A 16,073-nucleotide genomic window follows, 5' to 3' on the forward strand; every position below is an offset into this window, starting at 1 on the left:
AGGAGGACCCCGATGGCCGGCCTGCCGCGCGCGCTGGCGCCCCTGCGGCACCGTTCCTACCGGCTGCTGGCGGCCTCGATGGGCCTGTCGCTGCTGGCGCAGGGCCTGTGGACGGTCGCCCTCGTCTGGCAGGTGGTCGACCTCGGCGGCGGCCCGGCGGCGCTCTCGCTGGCCACCGCGCTCTCCGCCGGCGGGATGCTCGCCAGCACGCTGCTCGGCGGCGCGCTGGCCGACCGGGTGCCGCAGCGCCGGATCCTGCTCGGCGTCGCGCTGCTGCAGACCGCGGCGGTCGGGCTGGTCGCCGTCCTGTCGCTCACCGGATCGCTGGCGCTCGGACCGCTGGCCGCCGTCGCGCTGGCCGGTGGGGTGGCCACGGGGCTGTACTACCCGGCCTACTCGGCGCTGGTCCCCGGCGTCGTGCCGCCGTCGGACCTGCTGGCCGCCAACGGCCTCGAGGGCGTCGTGCGCCCGGCGCTGGCGATGGCGATCGGCCCGGCCGCCGCCGGGCTGCTGGTCGGCGCGTTCTCCCCGGGCGTCGCGCTGCTGGTCACCGCGCTCACCTCCGCCGCCGCGGCCGCCTGCGTGGCGGCGCTGCCCACCCTGCCGGTGCGCCGCGAGGAACTCGGGGCGGGCCTGTTCGCCGACGTCCGCGAGGGCGTCTCCTACATGGTCCGCACGCCGTGGCTGCTGGCCACGCTGCTGTTCGCCTCGCTCATGGTGCTCGTGCTCATGGGCCCGTTCGAGGTGCTGGTGCCCTTCGCGGTGCGCGACCAGGCCGGCGGCGGCCCGTCCCAGCACGCGCTGGTGCTGGCCGCGTTCGGCATCGGCGGCGCGCTCGGGTCGGCAGTCGTGGCCTCGTTCCGGCTGCCCCGGCGCTACCTCACGGTGATGAACCTGCTCTGGGGCCTGGGCTGTGTGCCGATGGTCGTCTTCGGCTGGACGTCGTCGCTGTGGCTGATGGTCGCCGCGGCCGGCGTCCTCGGCGCGGCCTTCGAGGCGGGCACGGTCATCTGGGGCACGCTGCTGCAGCGCCGCGTGCCGCCGGCGCTGCTCGGGCGGGTGTCGAGCCTCGACTTCTTCGTGTCCCTGGCGTTCATGCCGCTGTCGATGGCGCTGGCCGGGCCGGTCAGCGGCGCCGTCGGGCTCACCGGCACCTTCCTGCTCGCCGGGCTCGTGCCGCCGGTACTCGCCGTCGTCGCCGTGCTCGCCTGGCGGCTGCCCGCCGACGAGCTGGCCCACCCCCTCGACGTGCCGGCCGAGGAGCCGGCCGAGCCCGTCAGGGCCTGAGCACCCGGGCCTCCCACGGGCGCAGCGTGGCGGGGTCGTCCTCGGGCAGGTTGCCGAGGACGAGCTCCGCCGCCGGCGCCTCCGGCAGCAGCTCCGCGAGGTCGTGCGTGCCCCCGCCGAGGTTGCAGACGACGAGCAGCGCGTCGCCGTCCAGCGCGCGGGTGAAGGCGTACACCTCGTCGTGCTCGGGCAGCAGCATCGTGAAGTCGCCGAGCGCCACCACCGGGTCGTCGTGGCGCAGGGCGATCAGCCGCCGGTGGTGGGCGAGCACCGAGCCGGGGTCGTCGCGCTGGGCGGCGACGTTCCACGCGGTGTGGTCGGGGTTGACCGGCAGCCACGGCGTGCCGGTGGTGAAGCCCGCGTGCGGCGAGTCGTCCCACTGCACCGGCGTGCGCGCGTTGTCGCGGCTCATCCGGCGCAGCGCGGCCAGCACCTCGCCGGGGTCCTCGCCGTGCGCGACGGCCTGGGCGAAGTGGTTGAGCGACTCGACGTCGCGGAAGTCGTCGACCGAGTCGAACGGGGCGTTGGCCATCCCGATCTCCTCGCCCTGGTAGACGTACGGCGTCCCGCGGTGCAGGTGCAGCAGGGTGGCCAGGCACGTGGCCGAGTCCCGGCGGAACCGGGGCGAGTCGTCCCCGAAGCGCGAGACGGCGCGCGGCTGGTCGTGGTTGTCCCAGTACAGGGAGTTCCAGCCGACGTCGGCCAGGCCCGCCTGCCACCGGCCGAACGACGCCTTGAGGTCGCGCATCCGCAGCGGCCGCGGGGCGAACTTCGAGCCCTCGAAGTCCAGCCCGACGTGCTCGAACTGGAAGACCATGTCCAGCTCGCCGCGCGCCGGGTCGGTGTAGAGCCGCGCCTCCTCGACCGTGACGCCGGGCGTCTCCCCGACGAGCAGGAGCTGCTCGCGCCGGCCGGTGAACACCTCGCGGTGCATCTCCTGCAGGAACTCGTGGATGCGCGGCCCGTCGACCACCGACGCCGTCGCGTCCCCGTAGGGCAGCCCCGGCAGGGGTGGGCCGTCGGGCAGCGAGCCGTCGGGGCCGACGTCCTTGCTGACCAGGTTGATGACGTCCATGCGGAACCCGTCGACCCCGCGGTCGAGCCACTCCCGCATCATCGCGTAGACGGCCTGCCGGACCTCCGGGTTCTCCCAGTTGAGGTCGGGCTGCTTGCGGTCGAACAGGTGCAGGTAGTACTCGCCGCTGGCCTCGTCCAGCTCCCAGGTCGGACCGGAGAAGAAGCCGTGCCAGTTGGTCGGCTCGGCACCCGGCTGCCCCGCCGTCATCCCCGCCCGCGGCGGGCGCCACCAGTACCAGTCCCGCTTGGGCGAGTCCGGCGACGAGCGCGACTCCACGAACCACGGGTGCTCGTCGCTGGTGTGGTTGACCACCAGGTCCATGACCAGCCGGATCCCGCGGTCGTGCAGCGCGGCGATGAGCTCCTCGAGCTGCGCGAGGGTGCCGAACAGCGGGTCGACGTCGGTGTAGTCGCTGATGTCGTAGCCGTTGTCGGCCTGCGGCGAGGGGTAGACCGGCGAGAGCCAGACGACGTCGACGCCGAGGTCGGCGAGGTGGTCGATCCGCGACAGGACGCCGCCGAGGTCACCGATCCCGTCGCCGTCGGAGTCGGCGAACGAGCGCGGGTAGACCTGGTAGACGACGGCACGGGTCCACCACGGCGCATCAGCGGGGGTCACCGGCCCAGCCCAGCACTCCGGCGGCGGGCCCGCACCCGGGCGCGCTGGCCGACCGGGTGGCCAGGCTGGCGCCCACCGTGCCGATGGGGTGGCCCGGCACCCCCGGAGGAGGTGGCCGCCGCGGTGCTGTGGCTGCTCGGCGAGGGCTCCGGCTACTGCACCGGCAGCGTGCTCGACGTCGCCGGGGGCCGCTGAGCGACCCGGCCGGACCGCTGTTTGGATGGTCGGGTCCCGCCGGGCACCGCCCGGCACCCCACGCGAGGAGCAGCGATGTCCCAGCCCACCCGCCCCGAGGTCGAGCCGCCCACCGGGCCGGCCCCCGACGACCTGGTGATCGAGGACATCACCGTCGGCGACGGCCCCGAGGCCACGGCCGGCAGCCTGGTCAGCGCGCACTACGTCGGCGTCACCCACGACGGCGGCGAGCAGTTCGACGCCTCCTGGGACCGCGGCGACCCGCTGGAGTTCCGCCTCGGCGTCGGCATGGTCATCCAGGGCTGGGACGAGGGCATCCAGGGCATGCGCGTCGGCGGCCGCCGCCGGCTGACCATCCCCGCCCACAAGGCCTACGGCGACCGCGGCGCCGGCGGCGTCATCAAGCCCGGCGCCACGCTGGTCTTCGTCGTCGACCTGGTCGGCGTCCGCTAGTCCCCGGTGCGTCGATGACCAGGTGGCCTGATCATGCGGCGTCCTGGCTCACCGTGGGACGTGAGCCAGGACGCGCTGGGATCAGGCCACCTGATCGTCGCGGGCGCCCGGCGGTTGCACCGGCCAACGACGGGGCACCGCACGGGCCATGAGCGAGCCGGTCCCCACCCGTGAGCACGCCCTCGCCTCGACGGCGAGCAGGGCCGGGACCGAGGAGGCCGGCGGCGAGTCCACCGGCACCGTCGTCGTCGCCGGGCTGGCCAACCTCGGCATCGCCATCGCCAAGCTCGTCGGCGGCCTGATCAGCCACTCCTCGGCGATGCTGTCCGAGGCCGCGCACTCGGTCGCCGACACGATCACCGAGGTGCTGCTGTTCATCGCGCTCAAGCGCGGCGACAAGGCCCCCGACGCCCGGCACCCGGTCGGCTACGGCCGCGAGACCTACTTCTGGGCGCTGCTGGCGTGCCTGGCCACCTTCACCCTCGGCGCCGGCTTCTCCTTCTACCAGGGCGTCGAGACGATCATCGAGGGCGAGGAGCAGGGCTCCCCGACGGTCGCCTACGTCGTGCTGGCGGTGTCCTTCGTGCTGGAGGGCGCGTCCTGGCTCAAGGCCGTCCGGCAGGTGCGCAGCTCGGCGAGGCGGTGGGGGACCACGCCGCGGCGCTACCTCGCCGAGACCACCGACACCACGGTCAAGGCCGTGACCTTCGAGGACAGCGCCGCGCTGGTCGGCCTCGTGCTCGCCGCGCTCGGCCTGTTCCTCGAGCAGGTCACCGGCGACCCGGTGTGGGACGGCGTCGCCGCGATCCTCATCGGCGTCCTGCTGCTCGTCGTCGCCGGCTCCCTGGCGCGGGCCAACGTCTCGCTGCTCATCGGGCAGTCGGTGCCGGCGTCCGTCCAGGACCGGCTGCGCGCGGAGCTCCTCGACCTGCCGCAGGTCGACGACGTGCCGTTCCTGCTCACCTCGGTGATCGGCCCCGGCCAGCTCATCGTCTCCGCCAAGGTCGACTTCGCCGACACCGCGACCGTCGCCGACATCGAGCGCGCCTCCGACGAGGCCGAGCGCCGGCTGGTCGCCAGCCACGCCGGCGTCCGGTTCGTCTTCCTCGACCCCACCCCCGGCGACGGGCGCGCCCGGGCGGAGGCCCACCGGCCGGAATGACGGCGGTCCGCGCGCGGTTGAGCGGTTCCGTGCGCATCGAGGTGTGGTCCGACGTCGTCTGTCCGTGGTGCTACATCGGCAAGCGGCGGCTGGAGTCCGCGCTCGAGCGCTTCCCGCACCGCGACCAGGTCGAGGTGGTGTGGCGGTCGTTCCAGCTCGACCCGAGCGTCCCCGAGGGCGAGACGCACGCGACGCTCCCGGCGCTGGCCGCCAAGTACGGCCGCCCGGTCGAGGACATGCGGGCGATGATGCGGCACGTCGAGGAGACCGCCGCCGGTGAGGGCCTCGAGTACTCCCTCGCCGACGGCGTCAGCGGCAACACCCTGCTCGCGCACGAGCTCATCCACCTCGCGGCCGACCGCGGGCTGCAGGGCGCGATGAAGGAGCGCCTGCTGCACGCCTACTTCGAGGAGTCCCGCTCGGTCTTCGACGTCGACGCGCTCGTGCCGCTGGCCGTCGAGGTGGGGCTCGACGAGGCCGAGGTCCGCGCGGCGCTCGCCGACTCCCGCTACCGCTCCGCGGTGCTCTCCGACGCCGCCACCGCGCAGGCGCTCGGCGCGACCGGGGTCCCGTTCTTCGTCGTCGACCGGAAGTACGGCGCCGCGGGCGCCCAGCCGGCCGACCTCCTGCTGCAGGTGCTGGAGCGGGCCTGGGCCGACGCCCACCCGCTGGCCACCGTCCCCGCCGCCGAGGGCTGCGAGGGCGACTCCTGCGCCGTCTGACCCGCTGACACGACGGAGGGCTCCACCCGGTCCGGGTGGAGCCCTCCGTGCGTTGCGCTACTGGGTGGCGGGGCCGCCCTGCTCGGTGCCGGAGATCTTGCGGAGCAGGTCGTGGCAGCGCTTGGCCCGCGCCGAGTCCTGCTCCATGACCTCGCGGAAGAACGCGGCGACGTCGTCGAGGCCCGCGTTCTCGGCGTCCCGCACGTACTGGCCGTAGTCGTGGCCCGCCTTCAGCGAGTGGTACTGCACGGAGATCAGGTCGAAGGTGACGTCCTCGAAGCCGGTCTCACCGGTGGCCATGGGTGCCTCCTCGTCGATGGGTCGGACGCAGCGAGGGGTTCCCGGACGGGGCGGGCCGAAACGGACCGGTCCGCCTCAGGACGGCGGCGCCTCGGAGAACGCACCTCCGGTGACGTCGCCGCCGCCGGCGTCGTCGGCCAGGGTCTGCCCGGCGGTCGTCTCCGCGTCGTCGGCGTCGAGCTCGTCGGCGCCGGTGGACGCCGGGTCGTCCGCGGTGGAGGCCAGGTCGGCGCCCTGGCCGTAGGCGCCGGGGTCGGCCTGCGTCGTCCGCGGGTCGTTCAACGGGTCCGGCACGTCGGGGTCGGTGACGGTCATGGCCCCTCCCTGCCCGGCCCTCCGCACCCGCAACCCCTGGCCGGATGCGTAAGCCGTGTGTTACACATCCGCGCATGGAGGCGCTCGAGGCCCTCGCCGACCCCACCCGGCGGCAGCTGCTCGCGCTGCTCCGGGACGGCGAGGTCGCGGCCGGGGAGCTGGCCGGGCGCTTCCCGGTGAGCCGCCCGGCGATCAGCCGGCACCTGCGGGTGCTGCGCGAGGCCGGGCTGGTGCGCAGCCGGGTCGAGGGCCGCCGCCGGCTGTACGCGCTCGACCCGCGCCCGCTGCGCGAGCTCGACGACTGGCTGGAGCCCTACCGCGACCTGTGGGCGCAGCGCTTCGACGCCCTCGACACCGAGATCGCCCGCGGCCGCCGGTCCCGGGCCCACCCCCCGACGGACGGAGACGCCCCGTGACCGACGCGCAGACCACCCCGGCTGACCCGCCCACCGGCCGCCGCGGGGTGGTCACCGACCTGCCCGACGGCCGCCGCCGGCTGGAGTTCCGCCGGTCCTGGCCCGACGGCCCCGACGCCGTGTGGGACGCGATCACCGAGCCCGACCGGCTGGCCCGCTGGTTCGGCACGTACGAGGGCGAGCGCGCCCCCGGCGCCCGCGGCACCCTCACGATGACCCACGAGGCCGAGCCGGCCGCCGAGGCGGTGGTCATCGCCGAGTGCGACCCGCCGCGCCGGCTGGTGGTCGAGTGGCCCGAGCAGGAGGGCTGGCGGGTCGAGCTGGCCCTCGCCGTGGAGAGCGGGCGCACGACGCTGCACTTCGTCCAGCACTTCGCCGCCGGCACCGACGTCACCGACTTCGCCCTCGGCTGGCACTGGTACCTCGACAAGCTCGACGCCGTGGCGGGCGACCGGCCGGCCCCCGGCGACTGGGACTCCTTCCTCGCCGAGGTCGGCCCGGACTACGGCCGCACGCCGGAGAACGCGCCGGAGGGCTGAGCGCCGAGCACGGCCATGGCGACGGCGCCGGCCAGCCCGGTGGCGACCACCGCCGTCTCGGCGGGCTCCGCGCCGGCCGGCGTCAGCCGCCGCCGCACCAGCCGTTCGGCGAGGTAGCCGGGCACCAGCGCGGCGCCGGTCGCGGCCAGCACCCGCCGCGCGGTGGCGTCCTCGCCCGCGGTGAGGCGCGCCAGCGCCCAGCCGTGCGCGGCCAGCGTCCAGGCCGGCGGCCCGAGCGCCGTCCCGGCCCACCAGGTGTCGCGGCCCACGTGCGCCGCCGATCCCGACAGGACGGGGGTGTCGAACGGGTGCCGCCGGCGCACCGACAGCACCGCCCCGGTGAGGCCCGCGCCGAGCTGGACCGCGGCGACCGCCAGCAGCACCCTCCGGTCTGCGCTCACCGGGCGGGCTCGGCGACCTGCACCGGCTCGGGGCCGGTCCAGGCGCCGAGCGAGCCGAGGAAGGCGTTGCGCCGGCCCAGCCGCGGGCCGGCCTGCACCGGGTAGGCGTCGTGAGTGCCGGTGAGGTCGCGGGCGGCGTGCACGGCGAAGTTCGGGTCCTCCTGCGCCTCGCGCGCCACGGCGACCAGGTCGGCCATCCCGCCGGCCACGACCGCCTCGGCCTGCCGGCCGTCGACGATCAGGCCGACCGCCATCGTGGCGATGCCCGCCTGCTCGCGGATGCCCGCGGCGAAGGGCACCTGGTAGCCGTAGCCCAGCGGGTGCTGCCAGCCGCCGAGGCCGCCGCCGGAGACGTCGACGACGTCGACCCCGCGGGCGCGCAGTTCCCGGGCCAGGGCCACGGTGTCGTCGAGGCCGATCCCGTCGGGCGTGCCGTCCACGGCGGAGACGCGCACGAACAGCGGCCTGTCCTCCGGCCACTCCGCCCGCACGGCCTCGACCACCTCGAGCGGGAACCGCATCCGGGCCTCCCGCGAGCCGCCGTAGCCGTCGGTGCGCCGGTTGGACAGCGGCGACAGGAACTGGTGCAGCAGGTAGCCGTGGGCGGCGTGCACCTCGACGACGTCGAAGCCCGCGGCCAGCGAGCGGCGGGTGGCGGCCGCGAACGCCTCGCGCACCCCGCCGAGCTCCTCGACCGTGAGCTCGTGCGGCACCGGCCAGCCCGGGCCGGCCGGCACCGCGCTGGCCGAGACGGTGGGCCACGGGTCCTCGCCGGGGAGGGCGTTCTCCGGCGTCACCGCGGCCCCGCCCTCCCACGGGCGCTGGCTGCTGGCCTTGGCGCCGGCGTGCGCGAGCTGGATGCCGGCCACCGCCCCCGACGCCCTCAGGAAGTCCGCGACCCGGGCCAGCCCGGGGACGTGCCCGTCGGACCACAGCCCGACGTCGCCGTGGCTGATCCGCCCCTCCGGCGTCACCGCCGTCGCCTCCACCACGACCGTGCCGAACCCGCCCAGGGCGAACCGGCCCAGGTGCACGAGGTGGTAGTCGCCGACCAGGCCGTCGCGGACGGAGTACTGGCACATCGGGGCGACGACGAGGCGGTTCGGGAGGGTCACCCCGCGCAGCGTCAGGGGTGTGAGCAGGGCCGGAGCGGGCGTGAGGCTGGTCACGTGGAGCAGTGAACACCGCGCTCACCTGGCCTGTTCCCCGGGACGGGGGGAAGCGGACCTAGACGTCTAGGACGTAACATCTCTCACCATGACAGGCGGGTCCGCCCGCTCGTACGCTTCCCGGACCCGGCCGGTCGGACCCGTTCCGCCGCCCCCGGGGACACCAGGCACCGGCGCCCGTGTCCACGACACGCGGCGTGCCCAGAGGATGGAGACGCCGTGACCTCCGTGACCACCCCCGGTCTCGACAACGCCCCCACCACGCACGCCCGGCTGCTGGCCTGGGTGCGGGAGATGGCGGAGCTGACCACCCCGGACCAGGTGGTGTGGGTCGACGGCACCGACGAGGAGTGGGAGCGGCTCACCGGCAAGCTGGTCGACGCCGGCACCTTCACCCGCCTGGCGAAGAAGCCCAACTCGTTCTGGGCCGCCTCCGACCCCAGCGACGTCGCGCGCGTCGAGGACCGCACCTTCATCTGCTCGGTCGACGAGGCCGACGCGGGGCCGACCAACAACTGGATGGCCCCCGACGAGATGAAGTCGGTCATGACGGAGCTGTACCGCGGCTCCATGCGCGGCCGGACGATGTACGTCATCCCGTTCTGCATGGGCCCCGTCGAGGCCGAGAACCCGATGTTCGGCGTCGAGCTCACCGACTCCGAGTACGTCGTCGTCTCGATGCGGGTCATGGCCCGGATCGGCTCGCGGATCCTCGAGGCGATGGGCACCGACCGGCCGTTCGTGCCGGCCATGCACTCCCTCGGCGCGCCGCTGGAGCCGGGCCAGGAGGACGTGCCCTGGCCGTGCAGCCAGACCAAGTACATCGTGCACTTCCCCGAGGAGCGGGCCATCTGGTCCTACGGCTCGGGCTACGGCGGCAACGCCCTGCTGGGCAAGAAGTGCTACTCGCTGCGGATCGCCTCGGCGATGGCCCGCGACGAGGGCTGGCTCGCCGAGCACATGCTGATCCTCAAGCTGACCAGCCCGCAGCAGAAGACCTACTACGTCGCCGGCGCCTTCCCGTCGGCGTGCGGCAAGACCAACCTCGCCATGCTCGAGCCGACCATCCCCGGGTGGAAGGTCGAGACCATCGGCGACGACATCGCCTGGATGCGCTTCGGCGAGGACGGCCGGCTCTACGCCATCAACCCCGAGTACGGGCTGTTCGGCGTCGCCCCGGGCACCGGCTGGGACACCAACCCCAACGCGATGCGCACGATCGACCACGGCAACTCGGTCTTCACCAACGTCGCGCTCACCGACGACGGCGACGTCTGGTGGGAGGGCATGACTGAGGAGCCGCCGGCGCACCTCACCAGCTGGAAGAAGCAGGACTGGACGCCGGACTCCGACGAGCCGTCCTCGCACCCGAACTCGCGGTTCTGCACGCCGATCGAGCAGTGCCCGATCCTCGCGCCGGAGTACACCGACCCGAAGGGCGTGCCGATCTCGGCGATCCTCTTCGGCGGCCGCCGCAAGACCACGATCCCGCTGGTCACCGAGGCGCGGGACTGGAACCACGGCGTCTTCATGGGCGCCACGCTGTCGTCGGAGACGACGGCCGCGGCCACCGGCGCCGTCGGTGTCGTCCGCCGCGACCCGTTCGCCATGCTGCCGTTCATCGGCTACAACGCCGGCGACTACTTCCGGCACTGGGTGGAGACCGGCAAGGGCGCCGACGCCACCAAGCTGCCGCGGATCTTCTACGTGAACTGGTTCCGCCGGGACGAGGACGGCGGCTTCCTGTGGCCGGGCTTCGGCGAGAACAGCCGGGTGCTCAAGTGGGTCGTCGAGCGCCTCGAGGGCACCGCGGCCGCCGAGGAGACCCCGGTCGGCCACGTCCCGACGCCGGACTCCCTCGACGTCTCGGGCCTCGGCATGACCGAGGAGCAGGTGCGCGGGGCGCTCGCCGTCGACGTGGACGAGTGGCGCCAGGAGGTCCCGCAGATCACCGAGTGGTTCGAGAAGTTCGGCGACAAGCTGCCCAGCACCATGTGGGACGAGCTGGAGATCCTCAAGAGCCGCCTCGCCTGAACCGGCCGCCCGGGACCCTGAGCTCCCGGGCGCCCCTGGACTACGGGCCCCGTCCCCGGACAGCGTCGTCCGGGGCGGGGCTCGTGCCTTTCCGTGGTCGGTGTGGCACGGAATGCATCCGTCTCCCGGCCCGGCGGCCGCGACTCGGTTAGCGTTGACCGGTAACAGAGCCCCCCGACGACAGGTCCCTCCCCGGTGCTCAGTCCCTACCTGCACGTCCTGCGCACGCCGCACGCGCTGCCCATGGTGCTGTCGGCCTTCGTCGGCCGCCTGCCACTGTCGATGGTCGGCCTCGGCTGCGTCCTGCTGATCGCCTCGGAGACCGGGTCCTACGGTCTCGGCGGCGCGGTCGCGGCCGCCGGCGCGGTCACCACCGCGATCGCCGGCCCGGCCCTCGGCCGGCTCGCCGACACCTTCGGCCAGCGGCGCACGCTGCTCCCCGTCGTCGCGGTGTTCGCCGCGTCGGGGGCGGCGTTCCTCGCCGCGGTCAAGGAGGACTGGCCGCGCTGGACGCTGTTCCTCACCGCCGGCCTCGCGGGCGCCTGCATCCCGCCGGTCGCCTCGATGATCCGGGTCCGCTGGACACACCTGCTGCGCGGCACCACCCGGCTGCCCGCGGCGCTGGCGATGGAGTCCGTCGTCGACGAGCTCGTCTTCATCGTCGGGCCGGTCCTGGTCACCTTCCTGTCCACCACCGGGCACGCCACCTCCGGCGTGGTCACCGCGTTCACCCTCGCCGTGGTGGGGGCGCTGCTGTTCGCCGCGCAGGGCCGCACCGAGCCGCCGCCGCACGGCCACGAGGCGCGCAAGGGGCCCTCGGCGATCCGCACCCCCGGCCTGCGCGTGCTGTTCGTGGTGGGCGCCGCCGTCGGCTCGATCCTCGGCACGCTGGAGATCGCGCTGGTCGCCTTCGCCGACGAGGTGGACGCGATGGCCCTGTCCGGGGTGCTCATCGCGGGCCTGGCCGTCGGCTCGATGATCAGCGGCATCGGCTGGGGCGCGGTGCACTGGAAGCACCCGCTGCGGCACCGGCTGCTCGTCGTCCTGCTCGTGCTCACCGTGCTGTCGGTGCCGCTGACGCTGGTGACGAACGTGTGGGTGATGATCCCGTTCGTCGTGGTGGCGGGCGTCGCCGTCTCGCCGTCGCTGATCAGCTCGTTCACCCTGGCCGAGCTGATCGTGCCGCGGCAGGCCGTGACCGAGGCGTTCACCTGGATTGGCACGGCGCTGGGGCTCGGCGTGGCGCTGGGCACCTCGATGGCCGGGAAGATCGTCGACACCGTGGGCGCGAACGCCGCGTTCCTCGTCGCCACGGGCTCGGCCGGGCTGGCCGCCGTCGTCGTCCTGCTCGCGCAGCGGCTGCTGCACGTGCCCGAGGAGAACATCGCCGAGCCGGTCCTGGCCGGGGAGACGACCGGCTGAGCCGGTGACCCGTCCCCGGCCGGCGGCCGGCGGCGGCCGCGTCCTCGGCGTCGCCCCGGAGCGGCTGGGCCGCTGGCTCGACGGCGTCGCCGACCGGCACGGCGCCTTCGCCGCCACCCGCCTCGACGACGACGCCGTCGCGGTCACCTGCGCCGACGGCACCGCGCTCACCCTGCGGGCGCCCTTCGCCTGGACGCCGGGCCCCGCGCTGCTGACCTCGTTCACCGCCGCGGCCCGGCAGCCGCGCCGCGCCGCCGTCCTGCTGGTGCGCCGCGGCCGGTGGGCGACCGGGGTCTTCGACGGCGCCGCGCTCGTCGTCTCGAAGGTCGACACCCGGCTGGTGCAGGGGCGCAGCGCCGCCGGTGGCTGGAGCCAGCAGCGCTTCGCCCGGCGCCGGGCCAACCAGGCCGACGCCGTCGTCGAGGCCGCCGCCGACACCGCCGCCCGCGTGCTGCTCCCGCACGCGGCCGACGTCGAGGCGCTGTTCACCGGCGGCGACCGCGGGATGGCCGACGCCGTGCTCGCCGACCGCCGGCTCGCGCCCCTGGCGGCGCTGCGCCGGGGGCCCGCGCTGGAGGTCGGCGAGCCCACCCGCGCCGTCCTGGAGCAGACGCCGGCGCAGTTCCGGGCCGTGCAGGTCCACATCGTGGAGCCCGCCGACCGCCCTCAGGGCCATTAGCGCGACAAAGGCCCCTTCCCGCCCAGGCGGTCCCGCCTTCCGCGCGCGAGAGGCGGGGCCGATACCGCTACAAGGGCCCGGGGTCAGCCGTGGGGCTGGAGGACGAGGCGGATCGGGTTGCCCTCCTTGCGCTCGAGCATCTCGATGCCGCGCGCGGCCTCCTCGAGCGGGAGCGTGCCGGAGATCGAGCGGGACAGGTCGAGCCGACCGTGCCGCACCAGCCCGACGAGCTGCTCCACGTGGTGCGGCTCGGAGCCGTAGTGGCCGAGCAGGCGCTCGCCGAAGTAGCTGAACTGCGTGCCGTTGCGGATGGTCAGCGGCTGGTCGGTGAGGCCGACGAGCACCAGCGCGCCGCCGCGCTCCAGGCACCGGACGGCCTGCTCGCGCACCGGCGCGACGCCCGCGAAGTCGAAGGCGTAGGCCAGCCCGGCGCCGCCGGTCAGCTCGCGCACCCGGGCGGCGACGTCCTCGGAGGGGTCCACCGCGAGGTCCGCGCCGAAGGCCAGCGCCCGCTCCCGCGCGGACTCCACCGGGTCGACGGCGACGATCGGCGCCGCGCCCGCGAGGCGCAGCAGCTGGACGGCGTGGGCGCCGAGCCCGCCGATGCCCCACACGCCCACGGGCTCGCCGGCGCGGACGCCCGCGGTGGTGACGATCGAGGCCCACGGCGTGGAGACGGCGTCCGGGACGATGCAGGCCTGCTCGAAGGGCATCGCGTCGGGGATGGGCACGAGCGTCGAGACGGTGGACACCGCGTAGTGCGCCCACCCGCCGTCGTAGTCGACGCCGCGGGTGTGGATCCACCCGCCGAGCTCCTCGCCGGCCTGCAGGGTGACCCGGCGGCCCTCCCAGCCGGTCACGCCCTCGCCGTGCTCCACGACGACGCCGGCCACCTCGTGCCCGAGCGTCACCTCCTCGCCCTGGAGGAACAGCGGGTTGAGCGTGCCGTCGACGAGGTGGACGTCGGACAGGCAGATCCCGGCGGCGCGCACCTCGACCAGGACCTCCCCGGGACCGGGCACCGGGCGCGGCACCTCCTTGACCTCGAACTGCTTGGTGCGCACGTTGAGCCGGCCGGCGAGCATGGAGTCGGGCATGGGGGCGATCCTCCCCGGGACCTCCGCCGCGCACACCGGCGCCTCCGCCTCTCCCGTGCGAAAGGCGGAGACGGCGCCGCGAGGACGGCGTAACGTCCACCGACCGTGTCCGCGACGCCGACCGACACGACCGGGACCGCCTCCCCGACCGACCCCGTCCTCACCGCCGAGCGCGCCCACCTGGCCCTCGCGGCGGACTGCTTGACCGAGATGCGCGCCGCCGCGTCCGCCGTCGTCGACGCGGGCGTCGACGCCTGGGCCTCCGAGCGGCTGGGCGCCGCCCGCGCCGAGCGGCTGCGCGCCCTCGCCGCCGACCCGCACGTCCCCGCGTTCTTCGGCCGCACCGACGCGGGGCTGCCCGACGGCGGGGCCGAGAGCTTCCACATCGGCCGCCGGCACGTGCGCGACGCCGCCGGCCGGCCGGTCGTCATCGACTGGCGCGCGCCGATGAGCCGGCCGTTCTACCGCGCCAGCGCCGCCGACCCGCAGGGCCTGGTGCGCCGCCGCCGGTTCGGCTTCTCCGGCGGGGAACTGACCAGCTACGAGGACGAGCTGCTCGGGGCGGGGGAGGAGGGGGACGGCGCCCTGCTGCGGGAGGAGATCGAGCGCCCGCGCAGCGGCCCGATGCGCGACATCGTCGCCACCATCCAGCCCGAGCAGGACGAGATCGTGCGCGCCCCGCTGGCCGAGTCGGTCTGCGTGCAGGGCGCCCCGGGCACCGGCAAGACCGCCGTCGGCCTGCACCGCGCCGCCTACCTCCTCTACACGCACGGCGGGCAGCTGGCGCGCACCGGCGTGCTCGTCGTCGGGCCCAACCGCGCGTTCCTGCGCTACATCGAGCAGGTGCTGCCCACCCTCGGCGAGGTCGACGTCGAGCAGACGACGGTCGCCGAGCTGACCGCGCACGTCCCGGTCCGCGCGGAGGACGCCCCGGAGGTCGCCGCGCTCAAGGGCGACGCCCGGATGGCGCAGGTCCTCGAGCGGGCGCTGTGGGGCGGGATCGCCAAGCCCGCCGACGACGTGCTGGTCCCGCTGGCCGGCCGCCGCTACCGGGTGCCGGTGGAGCGGCTGAAGCGGTACGTCGACGACCTGCGCCGCCGCGGGCGGGTCGCCGACGACCAGCAGCGCCTGCACCACGCCGCCGGGCGGGAGCGCCTGGCGCTGCTGCTGGCCGAGGACGCGCGCCGGCAGAAGGAGGAGGCCGGCGGCAGCCCGACCGACGCCGAGACGCGCCGCGCCGCCCGCAGCCCCGAGGTGCGCGCCTTCTGCGACGCCGTGTGGCCGGCCTGCGACCCGGCCGCGCTGGTCGCCGGGCTGCTGTCGGACGCCGCCGTCCTCGCCCGCGCCGCCCGCGGCGTGCTCGCCGACGACGAGCAGGCGCTGCTGCTGCGCCCGCCGGCCCGGTCGGTGCGCGCCACGCGGTGGACGGAGGCCGACGCCGTCCTGGTCGACGAGGCGGCCGGGCTGGTCGAGCGGACCGCCGGCTACGGGCACGTCGTCGTCGACGAGGCGCAGGACCTCTCGCCCATGCAGTGCCGGTCGGTGGCGCGCCGGCTGGCCGCCGGGTCGCTCACCGTCCTCGGCGACCTCGCCCAGGCCACCAGCCCCTGGTCGGCCGGCGACTGGGCGCCCACCCTGGCGGGCCTCGGCCGCCCGGACACCGCCGTCCGCCCGCTGACCCGCGGCTACCGCGTCCCCGGCGAGGTGCTCGACTACGCCAACCGGCTGCTGCCGGTCATCGCGCCCGGCCTGCCCGCGGCCACCGCCGTGCGCCGCGAGCCGGGCGCGCTGGAGGTCCGGCCGGTGACCGACCTCGCCGGCCCGCTGGCCGAGGTGGTGGCGGGGCTCGCCGCGGGGCCGGGCTCGGTCGGCGTCGTCTGCGCCGAGGACGCCGTGCCGGCGGTCGCCGGTCTGCTGCGCGACGCCGGGCTGCCCGCGGCGGTGCTCGCCGACGACGGGTCGGCGGCGGAGCGGGTCGCCGTCGTCCCGGCGACGCTGGCGAAGGGCTTGGAGTTCGACGCCGTCGTCGTCGCCGACCCGGCCGCGATCGTGGCCGCCGAGCCACGGGGGCTCAACCGGCTCTACGTGGTGCTGACGCGTGCGGTGAGCACCCTCGTGGTGCTCCACCGCGACGACCTGCCGGGCGCGCTGGCCTCCTGACGGTCCCCCGACCGGGCGCGGCACGG

The 16,073-nt window shown here is 75.4% G+C and carries 16 protein-coding genes; 10 read left to right on the plus strand and 6 right to left on the minus strand.

The window, feature by feature from the left end:
- Positions 1-12: 12 nt before the first annotated feature.
- Positions 13-1,287, plus strand: a complete 1,275-nt coding sequence (locus tag BUE37_RS14280) for an MFS transporter (RefSeq protein WP_073420958.1) — start codon at positions 13-15, stop codon at positions 1,285-1,287.
- Here BUE37_RS14280 and BUE37_RS14285 read toward each other — a convergent pair.
- On the minus strand, positions 1,277-2,983 hold the full coding sequence (locus BUE37_RS14285) for a glycoside hydrolase family 13 protein (protein WP_073420959.1): 1,707 nt from the start codon (positions 2,981-2,983) through the stop codon (positions 1,277-1,279). The genes BUE37_RS14280 and BUE37_RS14285 overlap by 11 nt on opposite strands.
- 270 nt (positions 2,984-3,253) lie before the next feature.
- On the opposite strand from BUE37_RS14285, the gene BUE37_RS14290 reads away from it, so the two are divergent.
- The 3 genes from BUE37_RS14290 (at position 3,254) to BUE37_RS14300 (ending at position 5,515) form a co-directional block, all read left to right on the plus strand.
- The gene (locus BUE37_RS14290) at positions 3,254-3,631 is read left to right on the plus strand and encodes an FKBP-type peptidyl-prolyl cis-trans isomerase (protein ID WP_073420960.1); all 378 of its coding nucleotides are present in this window, start codon (positions 3,254-3,256) and stop codon (positions 3,629-3,631) included.
- Positions 3,632-3,779: 148 nt separating this feature from the next.
- Positions 3,780-4,793 (plus strand): cation diffusion facilitator family transporter, encoded by a 1,014-nt coding sequence (locus BUE37_RS14295; protein ID WP_073420961.1) that lies wholly within the window; start codon positions 3,780-3,782, stop codon positions 4,791-4,793.
- A 29-nt stretch (positions 4,794-4,822) separates the two neighbouring features.
- Positions 4,823-5,515 carry a DsbA family oxidoreductase gene (locus tag BUE37_RS14300; protein ID WP_083628698.1) on the plus strand — a complete coding sequence of 231 codons (693 nt, stop codon included), beginning with the start codon at positions 4,823-4,825 and terminating at the stop codon, positions 5,513-5,515.
- 57 nt (positions 5,516-5,572) lie between these two features.
- On the opposite strand, the gene BUE37_RS14305 is transcribed toward BUE37_RS14300, so the two are convergent.
- Positions 5,573-5,815 carry an acyl carrier protein gene (locus BUE37_RS14305; protein ID WP_073420963.1) on the minus strand — a complete coding sequence of 81 codons (243 nt, stop codon included), beginning with the start codon at positions 5,813-5,815 and terminating at the stop codon, positions 5,573-5,575.
- Between the two features lie 75 nt (positions 5,816-5,890).
- Positions 5,891-6,130: a hypothetical protein gene (locus BUE37_RS14310; protein ID WP_073420964.1), complete on the minus strand. Its 240-nt coding sequence runs from the start codon at positions 6,128-6,130 to the stop codon at positions 5,891-5,893.
- 74 nt (positions 6,131-6,204) lie between these two features.
- Between BUE37_RS14310 and BUE37_RS14315 the strand changes: the two genes are divergently transcribed.
- Both BUE37_RS14315 and BUE37_RS14320 read left to right on the plus strand, forming a co-directional pair.
- Entirely contained in the window at positions 6,205-6,546 is a 342-nt protein-coding gene (locus tag BUE37_RS14315) for an ArsR/SmtB family transcription factor (RefSeq protein ID WP_073420965.1), read from the plus strand.
- Positions 6,543-7,085: an SRPBCC domain-containing protein gene (locus tag BUE37_RS14320; protein ID WP_083628699.1), complete on the plus strand. Its 543-nt coding sequence runs from the start codon at positions 6,543-6,545 to the stop codon at positions 7,083-7,085. The genes BUE37_RS14315 and BUE37_RS14320 overlap by 4 nt, the downstream gene beginning before the upstream one ends.
- On the opposite strand, the gene BUE37_RS14325 is transcribed toward BUE37_RS14320, so the two are convergent.
- Positions 7,049-7,486: a hypothetical protein gene (locus tag BUE37_RS14325; RefSeq protein WP_245794612.1), complete on the minus strand. Its 438-nt coding sequence runs from the start codon at positions 7,484-7,486 to the stop codon at positions 7,049-7,051. The two genes, BUE37_RS14320 and BUE37_RS14325, sit on opposite strands and share 37 nt — an antisense overlap.
- On the minus strand, positions 7,483-8,655 hold the full coding sequence (locus tag BUE37_RS14330) for an NADH:flavin oxidoreductase/NADH oxidase (RefSeq protein ID WP_073420967.1): 1,173 nt from the start codon (positions 8,653-8,655) through the stop codon (positions 7,483-7,485). The genes BUE37_RS14325 and BUE37_RS14330 overlap by 4 nt, the downstream gene beginning before the upstream one ends.
- 219 nt (positions 8,656-8,874) lie before the next feature.
- Here BUE37_RS14330 and BUE37_RS14335 point away from each other — a divergent pair, with 219 nt between their 5' ends.
- From BUE37_RS14335 to BUE37_RS14345, 3 genes are all read left to right on the plus strand, one after another.
- Positions 8,875-10,689 carry a phosphoenolpyruvate carboxykinase (GTP) gene (locus BUE37_RS14335; RefSeq protein ID WP_073420968.1) on the plus strand — a complete coding sequence of 605 codons (1,815 nt, stop codon included), beginning with the start codon at positions 8,875-8,877 and terminating at the stop codon, positions 10,687-10,689.
- Positions 10,690-10,884: 195 nt separating this feature from the next.
- The gene (locus tag BUE37_RS14340; RefSeq protein WP_073420969.1) at positions 10,885-12,111 is read left to right on the plus strand and encodes an MFS transporter; all 1,227 of its coding nucleotides are present in this window, start codon (positions 10,885-10,887) and stop codon (positions 12,109-12,111) included.
- Positions 12,112-12,115: 4 nt separating this feature from the next.
- The gene (locus BUE37_RS14345) at positions 12,116-12,790 is read left to right on the plus strand and encodes an acVLRF1 family peptidyl-tRNA hydrolase (protein WP_073420970.1); all 675 of its coding nucleotides are present in this window, start codon (positions 12,116-12,118) and stop codon (positions 12,788-12,790) included.
- Between the two features lie 83 nt (positions 12,791-12,873).
- On the opposite strand, the gene BUE37_RS14350 is transcribed toward BUE37_RS14345, so the two are convergent.
- Positions 12,874-13,887: a zinc-binding dehydrogenase gene (locus BUE37_RS14350; RefSeq protein WP_073420971.1), complete on the minus strand. Its 1,014-nt coding sequence runs from the start codon at positions 13,885-13,887 to the stop codon at positions 12,874-12,876.
- A gap of 105 nt (positions 13,888-13,992) precedes the next feature.
- On the opposite strand from BUE37_RS14350, the gene BUE37_RS14355 reads away from it, so the two are divergent.
- Positions 13,993-16,047 carry a HelD family protein gene (locus tag BUE37_RS14355; RefSeq protein WP_073420972.1) on the plus strand — a complete coding sequence of 685 codons (2,055 nt, stop codon included), beginning with the start codon at positions 13,993-13,995 and terminating at the stop codon, positions 16,045-16,047.
- Positions 16,048-16,073 lie beyond the last annotated feature (26 nt).

The organism is Geodermatophilus nigrescens (assembly GCF_900129495.1).
In the GTDB taxonomy this organism is placed as follows: Bacteria; Actinomycetota; Actinomycetes; order Mycobacteriales; family Geodermatophilaceae; genus Geodermatophilus; species Geodermatophilus nigrescens.